This is a genomic window from Streptomyces sp. MMBL 11-1, from assembly GCF_028622875.1.
In the GTDB taxonomy this organism is placed as follows: domain Bacteria; phylum Actinomycetota; class Actinomycetes; order Streptomycetales; family Streptomycetaceae; genus Streptomyces.
In genome coordinates, this window is the sequence record NZ_CP117709.1 from 7819334 (window position 1) to 7835801 (window position 16468).

Sequence of the window (16468 nt, forward strand, 5' to 3'; positions counted from 1 at the left end):
TCCGGGAGGAACGGGTGTTCCCGGGCCCGCGGTGGTCCGCCGGCCCGGGAACCGTGCCGCGGACTACCGCTCGGCGCGTGCCCCGTTCGGGGCTCCGGAGACGCTGAACTGCGAACCGGGCTCGATCAGTACATGGCCGTCGCGCGAGTCGGTGATCGTCACGTCCGTGAGCGTCGCGTTGCCGCGCGCGCCGCCCATCGCGAGGATGCCGGATCCGTTGTTGGACTTGTCGATCCGGACGTTCTCGATTCTGACGTCCGGCATCAGGCCGCCGCCCGTCTTGAACTGGATGCCGTCATAGGTGGAGTCGACGATGTCCGTGTCGCGGATCGTGACGCCGGGGATCGGCAGGTTCTGCGGGAAGAGAGTGATCGCGCCGAACTCCTGGTCCTCGTTCCAGAAGGCTCCACCGGTGCGGTGAAGGCCGTTGTTGGCGATCAGCGTCCGCCCGGAGAACGGCAGCGGGTCGTGGTCGGTCGCCAGCATGATGGCCGGGTAGTTCATCGTGTCGGAGATCAGGTTGTTCTCGATCGTGTTGTCGTAACCTCCGTAGATCGCGATGCCGTTGGCGCGCCACGGAAGCTGGATGGTGTTGTTGCGGAAGCTGTTGTCGTGGCCGATGTCGACGGACTGGTCCTTGACGTACTTGCTGGACCAGACCGCGAGCGCGTCGTCGCCGGTGTTGCGGAACGACGAGTTGTGGACCGTGGAGTTGCGGGTGCCGTTGGCGAGGTTGATGCCGTCGGCGTAGGTGTTACGGATCCGCATGCCGGTGAACTCGACGCCGTCGCCCGGGTTCCACAGTTCCTGGATGTTGGTGTAGTCGCGACCGGCCCAGACGCCCACGTTGGCGTGTTCGATCCAGACGTTGCTGATCTTCGTGTTCTTGCCGAACCGGCCGTTGAGCGCGACGCCGCCCTCGTGGTTGCCGTCGCCGCCGCGAATGGTGCCGGAGCCGAAGATGGCGATGTCGGAGATTTGCGTGTTGTCGTCGATGTCGAAACCGAAGTTGCCCTCGTGCGGGTGGTTGATCCCGCCCGCCTCGTGCGGCGGCGTGAGGGTGTAGAGCCGGGAGTGCCACATGCCCGCGCCCCGGACCGTCACGTCACGGATGCCGACCTGGTTCCACTGGCCCCGGTCGAGCGGGTCGTCCGTGAGGATCTTCTGCTCCTGGCGCCACTGCCCGGCCGGAATCCACACGCAGCCGATCTCACCGCTCTGGTTCGCCGTCACCGCGCGCTGGATCGCGGCCGTGTCGTCGATCCCGTCGTTCGCCACCGCGCCGTAGGCCGTGATGGACACGCACCCCGAGGGCTGCGACGAGGGCGCCGCCACCTGCTCCAGGTCGATCAGGTCGATGACGTGGAAGGCGGCGTTGTCGCTCGCGTCCCGCTGGAGACGGAACTTCGTTCCCGCCGGGTAGGTCCGCGTGAGCAGGGCGTGGGACTCGTCGAACAGCCGTCGGGCGTCGCCGCCGGGGATGTTGGTGAGCCCTTCGGGGCTGTCGGTGTTCCCGTACAGCCAGCTGTGCTTCGAGGAGAGGTCGAGCTTGCGGACGAACTCGCCGTCGGCGTACAGGCTGATGGTCGTCTCCCGGCCGCCACCGCCCGGCGCGTCCGGAACGGAGTTGCGTACGACGACGGAGTTCGACGGGGCGGTCGAGGTGAACTCCACGAACTCACCGGTGGCGTCGAGCCGCACCGACTCGCGGCCGGAGGACTCGGTGGCGAAGTTGGTGTGCCCGAAGGTGCGCTCGGCGTCGGACCGCAGCAGCGTGCCCCGGTAAGCGGCCTTCTCCGCCTCCAGTTCGGTGTACGGCACGGCCGCGCCGCGTCCGACCACGAGGGAACGGGCGAAGACGTTGTTGGTCTCGTTGGTCTCCGCCACCTGGTTCGTGGCATCGGCGGTGGCGGTCAGCGTCGCGCCGCCGCTCGCCGCCGTCCAGTTGCCGTCGATCGTGACGTTCGCGGTCGCGCCCGCGGCGATGGCCGGTGTGGTGCCGTTGAGCGTGGTGGAACCGACGGTCAGGCGGGTGACGGTGCCCGCGTTCACCGCGCTGGTGCCGCGGTTGCGCACCGTCACGGCGAAGGTGACCGCCGCGCCGACGGCCGGGTCGGCCGGGCTGGAGGCGATGGAGCGGACCTCCAGGTCGGGGCCGGGGCTCTGTCCGACCACCAGCGGGGAGGCGGTGGTCCGGCTGTTGTTGGCGTTGTCCGACTCGACGACCGTGTCGGTCGGGTCCACCAGCGCCGAGACGGTGTACGAGCCCTGCGGCCGCTTGCCGACCCCGACCGAGACCGGGGCCGAGGCTCCCGCGGCGAGCGGACCGACCGGCGCGCTGCCCACGGCCACGCCGCCCAGGCTCACGTTGACGGTCGTCGCGGGGGAGGGGGCCGAACCGGTGTTGCGGACGGTCCCGTCGATGGTGATGTCGTCCGTCTCGGACGGGGACGAGGGGCTCCAGGACAGAGCGCTCACGGTGAGGTCCGGGTGGGGCGCGGCCGTCCCCCGGACCTGGATCTCGCCGATCTGCGCGCCGGGCGCCCCGGTGTTCGCGAAGAACCTGAGCTGGAGGTCGGCGACCCGGCCGGCCACCGGGATGGTCACCGTGTTCTGGTTGCCGGCCGGGTGGAACGCGTAGCCGGCGCGGGCCCGGAGCGAGGTGAACGCGGTGCCGTCCTGGGTCCGTCCGAGCACCTGGATGTCCTGGGTCCGGCTGCCCCAGATCGGATCGGGATTGAGCTTGACCACCACGGACTCCAGGTCCGCGTCGGCGCCGAGCTTCACCGTGAGGTCGGCCGGCAGCCCGTTCGACTCCCAGTAGCTGTTGACGTTGCCGTCGTTGGCGTTGGCGGCGGAGAACCCACCGTGCGACCCGCTGGCGACGACGGGTTTGCCCCGGGCCAGATCGGTGGCCTCAGCCGCGCTCGCGGTCACGGGCAGGAGCCCGACGGAGACCATTGCGGCTATCAGCAGCCCGGTGATCGACGGTCCGAAGAGTCGTTTCCATCTCATGATGCCCTCTGCTTCCACAATATTTGAGCCGACAAGTCAATCTTTTGCGGTGAGAGGTTCATAGATTTCTGCTCAGCTTCTGCTTTGTCAACGGTCTTCGCATGGCCATGTCATTCGGATGCCTTGGTTGACGCTGCGTCAGATCGGTGATGCGGTGGGCCCGTTCAGGCCCCCGCGGCTCCTCTGGCCAGCAGCAGCGCGAGATCCACCGCCGCCACGGCCACCGCTCCCGCCAGGGCGGCCTTGCGCCACCGGCGGCCGAGCGCCGGACCCGCGAGCGACGCCGCACCGGCCAGGACGAGCGCCGTCGCACCCCCGGTGCCCACCGGCCCCGGCGGCCCGAACGCCAGCACGGCCGTGGCGCCGAGCAGCGGCACCGGCAGCAGCAGCCGGGTCCCCCTGACGCCCAGCCGGTGCGGGAGCCCCCGGACCCCGGCCGCCCGGTCCGCCGCGATGTCCGGGAGCGTGTCGGCCAGATGCGCCGCGAACCCGAGCAGGGACCCGGCCGCCACCACCCACCACCGCGGCCACGGCCCGCCGGGCAGGGAGAGGGCGACGGCTGCGGGCAGGGCGCCGAACCCGGCCACGTACGGCAGCCAGGACAGGACGGTCGCCTTGAGCCACAGGTTGTAGAGCCAGGCGGCGGTGACCGCGGCGAGATGCGCCGTACCGGCGAGCGCCCCGCAGGCCAGCGAGAGCGGCACACACAGGGCGGCCGCGACCACCGCCGCCGCCCACACCGCACGCGCCCCGACCGTGCCGTCGGCCGCGGGCTTCCCCCGGCGGCCCGCGTCGGCGTCACGCCGCGCGTCGTACGCGTCGTTGCACCAGCCCACCGAGAGCTGGCCGGTCAGCACCGCCGCCGTGACCAGCGCGGAGCGGGTGCCGCCGAGGCCGGAGCCGAGGGCGAGGGCGCAGGCGAGCGCGGTCACCGCGAGCGCCGGTCCCGGGTGGCACGCCAGCGCGAGCCCCGTGACCCGGCCGCGCCGCCCCGCACCGGTCGGGCCCGCGCCCGCCGGCCCCGACTCGGCCGGCTCCGCCCCGGCCGGCTCGGCGTAGGCCGGCCCCGCTCCGGCCGGGCTCACCCTGTCCACGGCGTCCATCCGGCGATCGTAGGGGCCTGGCGCCCCGTCAATGCGGCGACCGGGCGGGTCTTTTACGCCGATTCATTACCTTTTGTGGGCAGGATGGGGCCATGACGCCACCGAAGCAGGAGGCAGGATGACCCGCATCGCCGCGGTTCACGGGGCACTGCCGCCCCACCGCCACACCCAGCGCGAGGTCACCGAGATGGTGGCCCGCACCTGCCTGCCGCCCGAAGCCGACCGCCGTGTCCTGGACCGGCTCCACGAGAACGCCCGGGTCCGCACCCGACGCACCGTGCTCCCCCTGGACGGCTACCGCGACCTCGACGGCTTCGGCGCGTCCAACGACGTGTTCATCCGGTCCGCGGTCGACCTCGGCGCCCAGGCCGTACGCGGTGCGCTGCGGGCGGCGGGGCTGCGGCCCACCGATGTGGACCTGCTGATGTTCACCTCGGTCACCGGCATCGCCGCCCCCTCCGTAGACGCCCGGCTCGTGGCCCGCCTGGGGATGCGCTCGGACGTCAAACGGCTGCCCCTCTTCGGCCTCGGCTGCGTCGCCGGAGCCGCCGGGACGGCCCGGTTGCACGACTATCTCCTCGGCCGCCCCGACGACGTGGCCGTGCTCCTGTCGGTCGAGCTCTGCTCGCTCACCTTCCAGCGCCACGACGCGTCGCCCGCCAACCTGGTGGCGACCGCGCTGTTCGGCGACGGAGCGGCCGCCGTGGTCGCCCTCGGCGGCCGCCGGGCCGTCTCCGGGCCCGAGATCGTGGCCACCCGCAGCCGGATGTACCCGGACACCGAGCACGTCATGGGCTGGGACATCGGCAGCACCGGCTTCACGGTGGTCCTCGACCCGGCGGTGCCCGAGGTCGTACGGCGCTATCTCGCCGACGACGTAAGGGAGTTCCTCGACGAGCACGGACTCAAGCCGAAGGACGTCGCCCACTGGGTGTGCCACCCGGGCGGCCCCAAGGTGCTGGAGACCGTCATCGAGGTCCTCGATCTGCCCGACGGCGCGCTCGACGTCACCTGGCGCTCGCTGGCCGACGTCGGCAACCTGTCCTCGTCCTCGGTCCTGCACGTCCTGCGGGACACCATCGAACAGCGCCGGCCGGAGCCGGGCACCCCCGGCCTGCTGCTGGCCATGGGCCCGGGATTCTGCTGCGAACTGGTGCTGCTGCGCTGGTAGGAAGGAGAGACCCCCATGACCTCGACCACCTGGTACACCCTCCTGGTGCTGGCCGTCGCGGCCGAGCGCCTCGCCGAACTCGTCGTGGCCCGCCGCAACACCCGCTGGAGCCTCGCCCGGGGCGGCGTCGAATCGGGTCGCGGGCACTATCCGGCGATGGTCGCGCTGCACACCGGGCTGCTGGCCGGCTGCCTGGCGGAGGCCGGGTTCGCCGAACGTCCCTTCCCGCCCGTCCTCGGCTGGACGATGGCCGCCGTCGTCGTGGCCGCGCAAGCGCTGCGCTGGTGGTGCATCCGCGCGCTCGGCCCCCGCTGGAACACCCGCGTCATCGTCGTTCCCGGCCTCCCCCGGGTCGCCGGCGGCCCCTACCGGTGGATGGGCCACCCGAACTACGTCGCCGTCGCCGCCGAAGGCCTCGCGCTGCCCCTGGTCCACGGGGCGTGGGCGACCGCCCTCGTGTTCACCGTGCTCAACGCCGCGCTCATGGCCGTGCGGATCCGGTGCGAGGACGGGGCGCTCGCCCGCCTCCCGGCCGCGGACGCGCGCGCGTGATCGACGTCCTGGTCGTGGGCGGCGGACCGGCCGGACTGGCCGCCGCGATCCGGGCCGCCTCGGCGGGCCTGGAGGCGGTGGTGGTCGAGCCGCGCACCGCCCCCGTCGACAAGGCGTGCGGCGAGGGCATCATGCCCGGCGGCGTCGCGGCCCTGCGCGACCTCGGCGTCCGGGTCACCGGCCACGAACTGCGCGGCATCCGCTACACCGACGGCCGGCGCAGCGCGGAGGCGGCCTTCCGGGGCGGCCCCGGCGCGGGCGTCCGCCGCACCGAACTCCACGCCGCCCTGCACGAGCGGGCCGCGGCCCTGGGCGTACGCGTCGTCGGCGCGAAGGCGGGGGAGATCCGGCAGGACGAGGGCACCGTCACCGCCGCCGGACTCACCGCGCGCTGGCTCATCGCCGCCGACGGGCTCCACTCGCCGCTGCGCCGCGCCCTGGGCCTCGACCGGCCCGTCGCCGGGCCCGGACGCTACGGTCTGCGCCGCCACTACCCGCTCGCCCCGTGGACGGACCACGTCGAGGTGCACTGGTCCCGGCACGGCGAGGCATACGTGACCCCGGTCGGTGAGCGCCTGGTGGGGGTGGCGGTCCTGAGCCGCGAGCGTCGCCCCTACGACCGGCATCTGGCCGCCTTCCCCGCTCTCGCGGCCAGGCTAGCGGGCCACCCCGGGGCCACCCCCGTACGCGGGGCCGGTCCGCTGCGTCAGCGGGCGCTGGGCCGGCGGGCCGGGCGCGTCCTGCTGGTCGGCGACGCCGCGGGGTACGTGGACGCCCTGACCGGAGAGGGCATCGCCCTCGCGGTCGCCACCGCGACGGCCGCGGTCGACTGCCTGGCCACCGGTCGCCCCGAGGACTACCCGCGCCGGTGGGTACGGGTCACCCGACGCTACCGCCTGCTCACCGCGGCCCTGCTGGCCGCCGCGGGCCACCCGTCCTCGGGGCGGCTGATCGTCGCCGCGGCCCACCGGGCTCCCGCCGTCTTCCGTACCGCGGTCCACGCGCTCCAGTGAACCAGGCCGCCCGCGCGGGCGGCCGGCCGCCCGAATGGCGGGGCTCCGGGTTCCGGCATAACGTCGGTCGGGTGAACGCCCGCGTTCACCCGACCGACGCGGAGACCGGCAGCCCCCACCGGGCGCACCGCCCTCGGCACGAGAGACGAACTACACCATGACGGGCTCCCACGCGACACCCGCCGACACGGCCACCTCCGATCGGCACCGCGGCGGACTGGCACTGCTGGTCATCGCCTCGTGCCAGCTGATGGTGGTGCTCGACGTCACCATCGTCAACATCGCGCTTCCGCACATGCAGAAGGACCTGGGGTTCTCCACCGAGAACCTCTCCTGGGTCGTCAACGCGTACACGCTGACGTTCGGCGGCCTCCTGCTGCTCGGCGGACGCCTCGGTGACATCCTCGGCCGCCGCCGGGTCTTCGTCTTCGGCGTGCTGCTCTTCGTCTTCGCCTCGCTGCTCGGCGGACTGTCCCAGGAGGGCTGGCAGTTGCTGGCCGCCCGCTCGCTCCAGGGCGTCGGCGGCGCGATCGCCTCGCCCACCGCTCTGTCGCTGATCACCACCACCTTTCGCGAGGGACCCGAACGCAACCGCGCGTTCGGGGTGTTCGCGGCCGTCTCGGCGGGCGGCAGCGCGATCGGACTGCTCGCCGGCGGGCTGCTGGTGGAGTGGCTGGACTGGCGCTGGGTCCTGTTCGTCAACGTCCCGATCGGCCTGCTGATCGCGTTCGCGACCCCCCGCTACATCCCCGAGTCCGAACGCCGTCCGGGCCACTTCGACATCGCCGGGGCGCTCACGTCGACGGTCGGCATGGTGCTGCTCGTCTACGGTTTCATCCGCGCCTCCGAGGACGGCTGGACCGACGCGATCACCCTCGGCTCGTTCGCGGTGGCCGTGGTGCTCCTCGCGGTGTTCATCACGGTCGAACGTGGCTCGAAACAGCCCATCACGCCTCTGAGGATGTTCCGCGACCGCAATCGCGCCGGCTCCTACGCGATGATGCTCAGCCTCGCCGCGGCGATGTTCGGGATGTTCTTCTTCCTGACGCTCTTCGTGCAGAACGTCCTCGCCTTCAGCCCGCTGCGGGCCGGCCTCGCCTTCCTGCCGGTGAGCGCCGTCATCGCGGTCAGCGCCGGCCTGGCCTCCCAGCTGCTGCCCAAGTGGGGTCCCAAACCCTTCATGGTGGTGGGCGCCCTCCTGGCCGCCGTCGGTCTCGGCTGGCTGACGCTGACCGACGTCCACAGTTCGTACCTGGGCTCGATCCTCGGTCCGATGCTCGTGTTCGGCTTCGGCATGGGCATGCAGTTCGTGTCGCTGACCCTGATGGCGGTCTCGGGCGTCGCCCCGAAGGAGGCGGGCGCCGCCTCCGGCATCCTCAACGCCACCCAGCAGGTCGGCGGGTCCCTGGGACTGTCGATCCTCGTCACGACGTTCGGCACGGCCAGCCGCAACGAGGCGACCGACCAGGTGCCGAGATTCCTCCGGGAGGGCACGCCCGCCCAGCTGCTGGAGTTCCGCAGGACCGGTGAGCTGCCACCGCCCTGGGGACACGAGGTGCTCGCCTCGGGCGTCTCCAGTGCCTTCGTCGTCGCGGCCTGCTTCGCCGTGGTCGCCGCCCTGGTCGCCCTGTTCGTCATCCAGGTCAGGCCCGCCGACCTGGCCCGCCTCCAGGGCGGTGCGGCACCGCTCGCCGCCGAGGGAACGGGCGACGCCGCAACGGACACGGCAGGGCCGGGCACGGACGCTTCCCGGCACGGCGTGGACAAGTCACGGCCCGGCACGGACCATTCACAGCCCGGCATCGATGAGCCACGGCCCGAGCAGGGCCCCGAGCGGCCCGCGAAAGAGAGCTGACCCATGGACTGGACCCTCGAAGTGATCGTGCTTCCCGTCACCGACATCGACCGGGCCCGGGACTTCTACCGGGACAAGCTCGGCTTCCACGTCGACATCGACGCCGAGGTGATGCCGGGCGCCCGCGTCGTCCAGCTGACGCCGCCCGGATCCGGCTGCTCGATCGCCCTCACCGACGGCCTGCCCAACCCGACCGGAACCCCGCGACCGGGCACGTACCACGGCCTCCAGCTGTGCGTCACCGACATCACCGCCGCACACGCCGAACTCGTCGGCCGGGGCGTCGAGGTCTCCGAGCCGCAGCGGTACGCTCCCGACGACGGGGCGACCTTCATGTACTTCACCGATCCGGACGGCAACGGCTGGGCGGTGCAGGAGTACCGCCGCCGGGAGACCGAACCCCTGCACAAGGTCCTCGCCGACCTGGCCGCGAGCAACGCGGGGGACACGGTGGGGTGAACCGGATGCGGAGGTGGCTCGTGCCGCGTCCGGTCCACCAGAATGCTCCCCGTATCGAGTGCAGAGATCCGTCAGCGCAAGGGAGCGGCATCCAATGGCCGGCAACGCAGACATGGTGGCCTTCGTCCGGGCGCGGCTCGCCGACGAGGAACACGTCGCACTGGCCGCCGGCGGGGACCGATGGCGGTGCCCGGCCGATGTGCCGGGCGAGGTCCACGACCGCACCGGCGGGGTGGCGTTCACCGTACGGGGCCGGGGCTTCGACCAGCACATCGCCCTCCAGAACCCCGCGCGGACCCTGGAGCGCATCGAGACGAGCCGGGTCATGCTCGGCGAGTACGTCGAGGTGGCCGACCTGGACACCGACCGCCCGGCCGAGGACTTCCGCTCCGGCCGCGCGGTGGGCCTCGGCTTCGCCGTACGGCAGCTGGCCGCCGAGTACGCGGGCCACCCCGACTACCAGGCGCGCTGGCTGCCCCGGTTCATCCAGTAGCACCCGGGCTCCGCCTGCCGGACCACGCGTGCGCGGGGCGGGGCCGCGGCTGCTCCGGCGGCTGCCGGCGCGCTGAGGAGGCGTCGGCAGCAGCGGGTCGACAGGCCCTGAACGGACCGTAGTCGGTGTGGTACGAGCCGGTGACCGTGAAGGTGATCCACACCAAATTGGCGTTGCTCTCTGGTGAGGAGTGATCCCGCCGTGTAGCGTCGCCGGAAGATGTCGTGGTTCGCAGTACCTGCCCGCGCCTGGCGCGGGCGTTTTGCTGTGCAGTGCCTGAGAACCAGGGCGATCACCTCCGGGTCCGCGCGGTGCGGATCCGTTTACTGCTGAGAGGTACGGGCATGGCCAGCGGAACCGTCAAGTGGTTCAACTCGGAAAAGGGCTTCGGCTTCATCGCGCAGGACGGCGGCGGTCCCGACGTCTTCGCGCACTACTCCAACATCAACTCCACCGGCTTCCGTGAGCTTCAGGAAGGCCAGGCGGTGACCTTCGACATCACCCAGGGCCAGAAGGGCCCGCAGGCGGAGAACATCACCACCGCCTGATCCGGGTTCGACCGGCTCTGGAGCCCCGGAACGCGATCGCGTTCCGGGGCTCCAGAGCGTTCCGGGCCGATTCCCGACAGGGGCTGTCCGGTTGGGGCGGCGGGTGCCGGGTACGCGGTGGCTCTCGCACCGATCGTTCCGGAACCTCCGGAAGGTCCGGGCGGGAATGGAGGGCGACCCATGCTGAAGGCCATCGCAGACGTACTCCGCTCCATCGGCGGAGCCATCGCCACCGTGGTCACGCTGCCCTTCCGGGCACTGGCCAGGCTGTTCGGCGGCGCGTCGAGCAGCGCGCGCGGCCACCACTGAACGCACGGGTGTGTGCCCCGGACCGGAGAGGGCCGGGGCACACACCCGTGCGTTCAGTGGTGGGCCGTCCGGATTCGCGCCCACCGGGCCGGTGGGACCGGGGGCTAGCCCGTCGACTCGTCCGGGGTCGGGTGCTTGTCGGGATGCGCGCCCGCGTTGCGCGGGACCTCCCGGCCTGCGCCGGCCTCGTCCGGCTCGGGATGCCCGGCTCCGCGCGCCACCCGGTCCGGGACCGGTATGTCGAGCGCGTCCTCGCCCTCCTGCGTCTGCTGGTCCTGCATGTCCGCCGGAACGGGGGGCGGGCTGCCGGAAGCCCCGGTGTAGGCGGTGCCTTCCGGCCTGCGGTCGGTCATGTGAGCTTCCTTCCGTACTGCCCCGGTGCGACCGGGGAACGAGTGATGTGCCCTGGTGGGTACCCCCTGGCGGGCGAAGCACTCCCTGGATCCGACGAGGACCCGGACACAGGGCCCGCACGCATGCCGAGGGGCGGAGAAGATGCGGAGGCCAGGCCGCCCGGCCATATTGGAGCTCCGGCGACCGGCCGGGGCGCGTCGCCCGGTACGCGGGGGACGATGCGACGCCCCGGTGTGTGTGGCTCGCCTGTGGGCGGGTACCCGGGGCGGTGCCCCACCCGGGCACAGGACGCCACCCGACGAATCCGGCGGAAGGATGACCCGCATGCTGATGGCCCACCCCACGGTGCTGTGCAACCTGGTCGAGCAGTACGAGGCACTGCGTGTGCTGCACGCGGAGAGCGGCGGCGAGGAGGCCCGGCAGCGCATGGACGACGTGGCGTACACGCTGTGCGTGTCGACCGGCACGGCTGACGTCGACAGCGCGCTGGTTGCCGCCCGCCACCGGCTGCCCGGCGCCCGGCCCGAGGACGACTCGGTCCTCTCCCCCTGACCGTTGTCGAAGGCGAAGGGGGCGCTGTGGCCCGCACGGTAGGAGTCGAGGAAGAACTGCTGCTGGTCGACGCGGCCGGCGGAGAGCCACGGGCCCTGTCCTCGGCCGTGCTGGCGGTCGCGGAGAAGGAGGCGGGTGGGCAGGCGTCCTTCGAGGCGGAACTGCACCGCCAGCAGCTGGAGTTCGCCACGGATCCCTGCGCGGACATGGACGAACTCGCCGCCTCGGTCCGCCGGTGGCGTGCGGCGGCGGAACGGCACGCCTCGGACGTCGGGGCGTCGGTCGTGGCCCTGGCGACCTCGCCCCTCCCGGTCAGCCCGAAGATCGGCACGGGTGAGCGCTACCGGTGGATGGCGGAGCGCTACGGGCTGACCGCCCAGGAACAGCTGACCTGCGGCTGCCACGTCCATGTCTCGGTTGCCTCGGACGAGGAGGGGGTCGCCGTGCTCGACCGGGTGCGCCGCTGGCTGTCGGTCCTGCTCGCCCTGAGTGCCAATTCTCCGTTCTGGCAGGGGCAGGACAGCCATTACCGCAGCTACCGCAGTCGGGTCTGGGGGCGCTGGCCGTCGGCCGGCCCGGTGGAGGTCCACGGCTCCGCCGCGGAGTACCACGCGCGCGTGCGGTCGCTGATCGGCACCGGGGTGCTCCGGGACGAGGGGATGGTCTATTTCGACGCGCGCCTCTCGCACCGCTACCCCACCGTGGAGGTCAGGGTCGCGGACGTCTGCCTGGACCCGGCCGACACCGTGCTGCTGGCCACGCTGGTACGAGGACTGGTGGACACGGCCGCACGCGAGTGGCGGGCCGGTGAGCAGCCCCCGGACATCAGCACGTCCCTGCTCCGTGCGGCCTCCTGGCAGGCGGGCCGCGCGGGCCTGGAGGGCCGGCTGGTCCACCCCCGCACCCTGCGGCCGGAGCCGGCCACCGACGTCCTTGGGGCCCTGTTGGACCATGTGCGGGACGCACTTGAGGAGAACGGGGACCTGGAAGCCGCGGAGCGGGCCCTGGCCGCCGTGGAGCGGCGTGGCAACGGCGCACGGCTCCAACGCGAGATCCTGGCGCGGACGGGGAGCCTGCGCGACACCGTCGCCGAATGCGTCCGGATCACGACCGGATGAACTGCCGGCCCGAAACGACCTATGAGACCTGACCCACTGGACGACACGACCGCATGAGCGACAGCACAGGAACGGAGCAGCCCATGTCCACCACCGCTCTCGACGACCGCCGGATCCTGGCCATCGTCACCAACTACGGTGTCGAGCAGGACGAACTCGTCGTCCCCCTCAAGCACCTGCGCGGACACGGGGCGCAGGTCAGCGTGGCGGCGGTCTCCACCGACGGGATCCGCACCCTCGTCGGCGACCGCGATCCCGGCGAGACCGTGCGGCCCGACCTCACGCTCGACGACGTCGACCCCGCCGCGTACGACCTGCTGCTGATCCCGGGCGGCACGCTGAACGCCGACTCGTTGCGTCTGGAGGACGCCACCACCCGGATCGTCAGCTCGTTCGCCGCTTCCGGCCGGCCGGTGGCAGCCATCTGCCACGGGCCGTGGGCGCTGGTCGAGGGCGGCTACGTCCGGGGCAAGACGCTGACCTCGTACGCGTCGTTGCGGACCGACATCACCAACGCGGGCGGCACCTGGGTCGACAAGCCGGTGGTCCGCGACGACGCGTCCGGATGGCCGCTGATCACCTCCAGGAACCCCGGTGACCTGGACGATTTCCTCGGCGAGATCGACGCCGTGCTCGACGAGGCCTGAGCCGTCCTCTACGGACGGTCCCGCTGCCCGGTGAGGGCGGCGACGGCGGCGGACGCGGCCTTCGCGATCAGGGTGTTGTCGAAGTCGGCGTCCGCCTCCGTGCGGTTGGAGAGCACCGCCAGCACCAAGGGCGACGCGTCGGGCGGCCACGCCACGGCGATGTCGTTGCGCGTCCCGTACGTACTGCCCGCCCCCGTCTTGTCGCCGACGGTCCACCCCTTCGGGAGCCCGGCCCGGATCAGCTCGCCGCCGGTGGTGTTGGTGGTGAGCCACTGCTTGAGCCGGGCCCGCTCGGGCCCGGCGAGGGCGTCGCCCAGGACGAACGCCCGCAGATCCCCGGCCAGTGCCCGGGGGGTGCTGGTGTCGCGGGTGGCACCGGGAGTCCACTCGTTGAGCTCGGTCTCCCGTCGCACCATCCGGGTCACGTCGTCCCCCAGCTCCGCGAGCACCGCCTGCAGCTTCCGGGGCCCACCGACCGCGTCGAACAGCAGATTGCCCGCGGTGTTGTCGCTGAAGCGCACGGCGGCGTCGCACAGATCGCCCAGGCTCATTCCGGTGGCCACGTGCTTCTCGGTGACGGGGGAGTGGTCGACCAGATCCTCACGGCGGTACGTCACGACCCGCTCCAGCCCGGCCAGCCCGTGCTTGCGCAGCACTGCCCCCGCCGCCAGCGCCTTGAACGTGGAGGCGTAGGCGAACCGCTCCCCGTCACGGTGGGCGACCGTGCGCCCGGTCCCGGTGTCGAGCGCGTACACGCCGAGGCGCGCCGCGTACTCCTTCTCCAGCGCCGCGAAGGCGCGCCCGGCATCCCGCGCCGAGGCCGAGGGCGAGGGCGATCCGGCGGGCTTCCCGGCGGGCGAGGGCGCGGGGGAGTCGGCTTCCGTGCCGCAGGCCGTGAGCGGCACGGACACGAAGGCGCCGCCCAGCAGGCGGAGCACAGAGCGTCGGGCGTGGGGAGGTGGCAGTCGACTCATCCCGCCATGCTAGGTCGTGTCCGCTTCCTGGGGCGCACGCCGTCCGGCGGTGTGTCAGTCCAGTGTCTGCGTCAGCTCGCTGCGCGTCGACGTGTGGACGACCCGGCCGCGCGCCCCGTTGACCAGGGGGAGGTAGGGCGGCACATGGCCGCACTCGACGTCCGCGACGATCGGCACCCGCAGCGGTCCGAGCGCGTCCAGCACGGCCTGCCGCTGGGTAAGCGAGCTGGTGTCCGGGGCCGAAGTCCGGCCGACGAGAACGGCGTTGGCCGCGTCGAAGAACCCGGCCAGTCGCATCCCGTGCAGATTGCGGCAGATGGTGAGCGCGTCGTGGCCGCCGGCCTCCACATATACGAGGAGGCCCTCCGGGGCGTGGGTCCGGGCGAAGGAGGAGGTGTCGAGGTAGGGCGTCCCGGTGAGGTTGCTCAGCATCTCGATACAGCCTCCGATCAGCCGCCCCTCGACGTCCACGTCGCCGTCCCCGTCCAGCCTCGTCCAGCGGCCCGGGGTGTCGAGCGTGAACGTGCGGACGTCGGGATGCTCCGCGTAGTCGTCGTAGCCCGTGGCCCGGTGCCGCTCCGGCGGAAGCTGGGTGAAACGGTGGCCCGGCGGCGCGGCGACGACGTCGAGCCAGGACAGCAGTCCCTCCGGCACCCGGTAGGGAGTGTCCATCAGGTTGTTCCCGTGCACGGTCGCAGCCCCCGTGAGAAGGGTCAGCGGTGTCATGACGGTCGACATGTCCGAGTAGCCCACCACCCAGGTGGGCTCCGCCGCCCGCAGCCGGTCCCAGTCGAGCAGAGGCAGCAGGTCGATCGCGGTCTCCCCGCCCCACGGCGGCACCACGGCCCTGATGCCGGGGTCCGCCAGCATCGCCGTCAACTCGGCGGCCCGGACGGCCGCCGGGGCGCTGATGTGCCCGTCGCCGTCCATGCACCGGCCGGTCACGACCTCGTATCCCCGCGCCTCGACCTCACGCACAGCGACGGCGAGCCGCTCGCGCAGATCCTCGGGAACGCCGCTGGACGGGGAGGTGACCCCGACTCGGTCCCCGGGACGCAGCGGGCGTGGGTATCGAATGAACATGGCGGATTCTTGCACGGAGTCCGATCGTGTGGTCGAGGCCCTGTCGAACCGACAACCGTGGAAGGTTAGGCTGACCTAAGCAAATTCGGTTCCCTCGTCCCGGCGGGCGAGGCGCTCAGGCCGATCACGCGTACGAAGGGGCAGAGTCCATGACGATCCACCGAGCCGTCGTCGCCCGGGTGCAGCCGCTCACCGGAACCATGACCCGCGTCACGCTCCACGGGGACGGCCTGGCCGGCTTCAGGACCACCGGGGTCGGTGACGAGTACGTGCGGATCTTCCTTCCGCACGGCCCGGACCGCACCGACGTCTCCCTGCCCCGGACGACCGAGCAGGGCGGGTGGGAGACCCCTGAGGGGCAGCCCGTCGCCCCGATGCGTACGTACACCATCCGCGACGTGCGCCCGGACGCGGGCGAGGTCGACATCGACTTCGTCCTGCACGAGGGCGGCGTGGCCTCCGGCTGGGCAGCCGGGGCGCGCCCCGGGGACGTCGTGGGCGTCAACGACCCCACCGGCCTCTACAGCCCCCCGGCCGATCTCTCCTGGCAGGTGCTGGTCGCCGACCAGACCGGTCTGCCCGCCGCCGCCCGCCTGCTGGAGAACACGCCGGACCATGTCAGGACCCGGGTGGTGCTGGAGGCGCCCGCGCCCTCGGCCGTGCTCCCCCTGCGGGAGCACTCCGACTCCAAGGTGACCTGGACGTACGGCGGGAACGGTCATGGCCCGAGCCGGCTGGCCGACCTGGTGGCCGCCGCCGTTCCGCCCGGCACGGACCTCGCGGGCGGATACGTCTGGGTCGCGGGGGAGACCAACGCCCTGCGCTCGGTGCGCCGTTACCTCCGTCGCGACCTCGGGCTCCCGGCGGACCGCTTCAAGGTCGTCGGCTACTGGATACCGAACTCCGACACCTGGTCCGAGCGGTACGAAGCGCTGCCCGACGCCGTGCGCTCCGAGCTGGAGGCCCTCTGGGACAACCCGGCCGGCGACTCCGAGGACCTCACCATCCGCTACGAGGCCCGTCTGAGCGATCTCGGGCTCTGACCGGGCCCGCCCGGCCCCGGCGGCTCCGCCCGCATGAGCGACACGCACCGCGTCCGCGGGCCGGGCTCATGCGGGGTGACCACCGTGCGCAGAGCGCGAAGCGCATTCCGGCGCCTTGTGATCGCACGCACCGGACGCCGCGCGGCCGCCTACGGGCGACGACGGCAGTCTGACGACAG

The 16468-nt window shown here is 72.4% G+C and carries 17 protein-coding genes; 12 read left to right on the top strand and 5 right to left on the bottom strand.

From position 1 onward, the window contains the following. Positions 1 to 63: 63 nt before the first annotated feature. Both PSQ21_RS34575 and PSQ21_RS34580 read right to left on the bottom strand, forming a co-directional pair. A complete protein-coding gene (locus PSQ21_RS34575; protein ID WP_274035378.1) occupies positions 64 to 3015 on the bottom strand; it encodes a CARDB domain-containing protein in 2952 nt (983 codons plus the stop codon). A gap of 164 nt (positions 3016 to 3179) precedes the next feature. Further along, positions 3180 to 4118 carry a UbiA family prenyltransferase gene (locus PSQ21_RS34580; RefSeq protein ID WP_274035379.1) on the bottom strand — a complete coding sequence of 313 codons (939 nt, stop codon included), beginning with the start codon at positions 4116 to 4118 and terminating at the stop codon, positions 3180 to 3182. Positions 4119 to 4236: 118 nt separating this feature from the next. Here PSQ21_RS34580 and PSQ21_RS34585 point away from each other — a divergent pair, with 118 nt between their 5' ends. From PSQ21_RS34585 to PSQ21_RS34620, 8 genes are all read left to right on the top strand, one after another. Continuing rightward, positions 4237 to 5289 (top strand): type III polyketide synthase, encoded by a 1053-nt coding sequence (locus PSQ21_RS34585; RefSeq protein ID WP_274035380.1) that lies wholly within the window; start codon positions 4237 to 4239, stop codon positions 5287 to 5289. A 15-nt stretch (positions 5290 to 5304) separates the two neighbouring features. Further along, positions 5305 to 5841, top strand: a complete 537-nt coding sequence (locus tag PSQ21_RS34590) for an isoprenylcysteine carboxyl methyltransferase family protein (protein ID WP_274035381.1) — start codon at positions 5305 to 5307, stop codon at positions 5839 to 5841. Continuing rightward, positions 5838 to 6854: an FAD-dependent monooxygenase gene (locus tag PSQ21_RS34595; RefSeq protein WP_274035382.1), complete on the top strand. Its 1017-nt coding sequence runs from the start codon at positions 5838 to 5840 to the stop codon at positions 6852 to 6854. Before PSQ21_RS34590 ends, PSQ21_RS34595 begins: the two co-directional genes overlap by 4 nt. A 157-nt stretch (positions 6855 to 7011) precedes the next feature. Continuing rightward, the gene (locus PSQ21_RS34600; protein WP_274035383.1) at positions 7012 to 8709 is read left to right on the top strand and encodes an MFS transporter; all 1698 of its coding nucleotides are present in this window, start codon (positions 7012 to 7014) and stop codon (positions 8707 to 8709) included. 3 nt (positions 8710 to 8712) lie between these two features. Next, entirely contained in the window at positions 8713 to 9168 is a 456-nt protein-coding gene (locus PSQ21_RS34605; protein WP_274035384.1) for a VOC family protein, read from the top strand. A gap of 94 nt (positions 9169 to 9262) precedes the next feature. Next, positions 9263 to 9661, top strand: coding sequence for a DUF6221 family protein (locus tag PSQ21_RS34610; RefSeq protein WP_097868975.1), 399 nt, complete (start codon positions 9263 to 9265; stop codon positions 9659 to 9661). A gap of 344 nt (positions 9662 to 10005) precedes the next feature. Beyond that, positions 10006 to 10209: a cold-shock protein gene (locus tag PSQ21_RS34615; protein WP_003964323.1), complete on the top strand. Its 204-nt coding sequence runs from the start codon at positions 10006 to 10008 to the stop codon at positions 10207 to 10209. Positions 10210 to 10389: 180 nt separating this feature from the next. Then, positions 10390 to 10518, top strand: a complete 129-nt coding sequence (locus PSQ21_RS34620) for an LPFR motif small protein (protein ID WP_003964321.1) — start codon at positions 10390 to 10392, stop codon at positions 10516 to 10518. Positions 10519 to 10622: 104 nt separating this feature from the next. On the opposite strand, the gene PSQ21_RS34625 is transcribed toward PSQ21_RS34620, so the two are convergent. Continuing rightward, on the bottom strand, positions 10623 to 10871 hold the full coding sequence (locus tag PSQ21_RS34625; protein ID WP_274035386.1) for a hypothetical protein: 249 nt from the start codon (positions 10869 to 10871) through the stop codon (positions 10623 to 10625). A 325-nt stretch (positions 10872 to 11196) separates the two neighbouring features. Between PSQ21_RS34625 and PSQ21_RS34630 the strand changes: the two genes are divergently transcribed. The 3 genes from PSQ21_RS34630 (at position 11197) to PSQ21_RS34640 (ending at position 13189) form a co-directional block, all read left to right on the top strand. After that, complete coding sequence (locus PSQ21_RS34630; protein ID WP_274035388.1) at positions 11197 to 11424, top strand: DUF5133 domain-containing protein; 228 nt, start codon at positions 11197 to 11199, stop codon at positions 11422 to 11424. A gap of 26 nt (positions 11425 to 11450) precedes the next feature. Further along, positions 11451 to 12542, top strand: a complete 1092-nt coding sequence (locus tag PSQ21_RS34635; protein WP_274035389.1) for a glutamate--cysteine ligase 2 — start codon at positions 11451 to 11453, stop codon at positions 12540 to 12542. 83 nt (positions 12543 to 12625) lie between these two features. After that, a complete protein-coding gene (locus PSQ21_RS34640; RefSeq protein ID WP_274035391.1) occupies positions 12626 to 13189 on the top strand; it encodes a type 1 glutamine amidotransferase domain-containing protein in 564 nt (187 codons plus the stop codon). 8 nt (positions 13190 to 13197) lie between these two features. On the opposite strand, the gene bla is transcribed toward PSQ21_RS34640, so the two are convergent. Together bla and PSQ21_RS34650 are read right to left on the bottom strand one after the other, a co-directional pair. Beyond that, entirely contained in the window at positions 13198 to 14163 is a 966-nt protein-coding gene (gene bla, locus PSQ21_RS34645; RefSeq protein WP_274035392.1) for a class A beta-lactamase, read from the bottom strand. A gap of 54 nt (positions 14164 to 14217) precedes the next feature. Next, entirely contained in the window at positions 14218 to 15246 is a 1029-nt protein-coding gene (locus PSQ21_RS34650; RefSeq protein ID WP_274035394.1) for a S66 family peptidase, read from the bottom strand. Positions 15247 to 15395: 149 nt separating this feature from the next. On the opposite strand from PSQ21_RS34650, the gene PSQ21_RS34655 reads away from it, so the two are divergent. Beyond that, positions 15396 to 16289 (top strand): siderophore-interacting protein, encoded by an 894-nt coding sequence (locus PSQ21_RS34655; protein ID WP_274035396.1) that lies wholly within the window; start codon positions 15396 to 15398, stop codon positions 16287 to 16289. Positions 16290 to 16468: the final 179 nt, after the last annotated feature.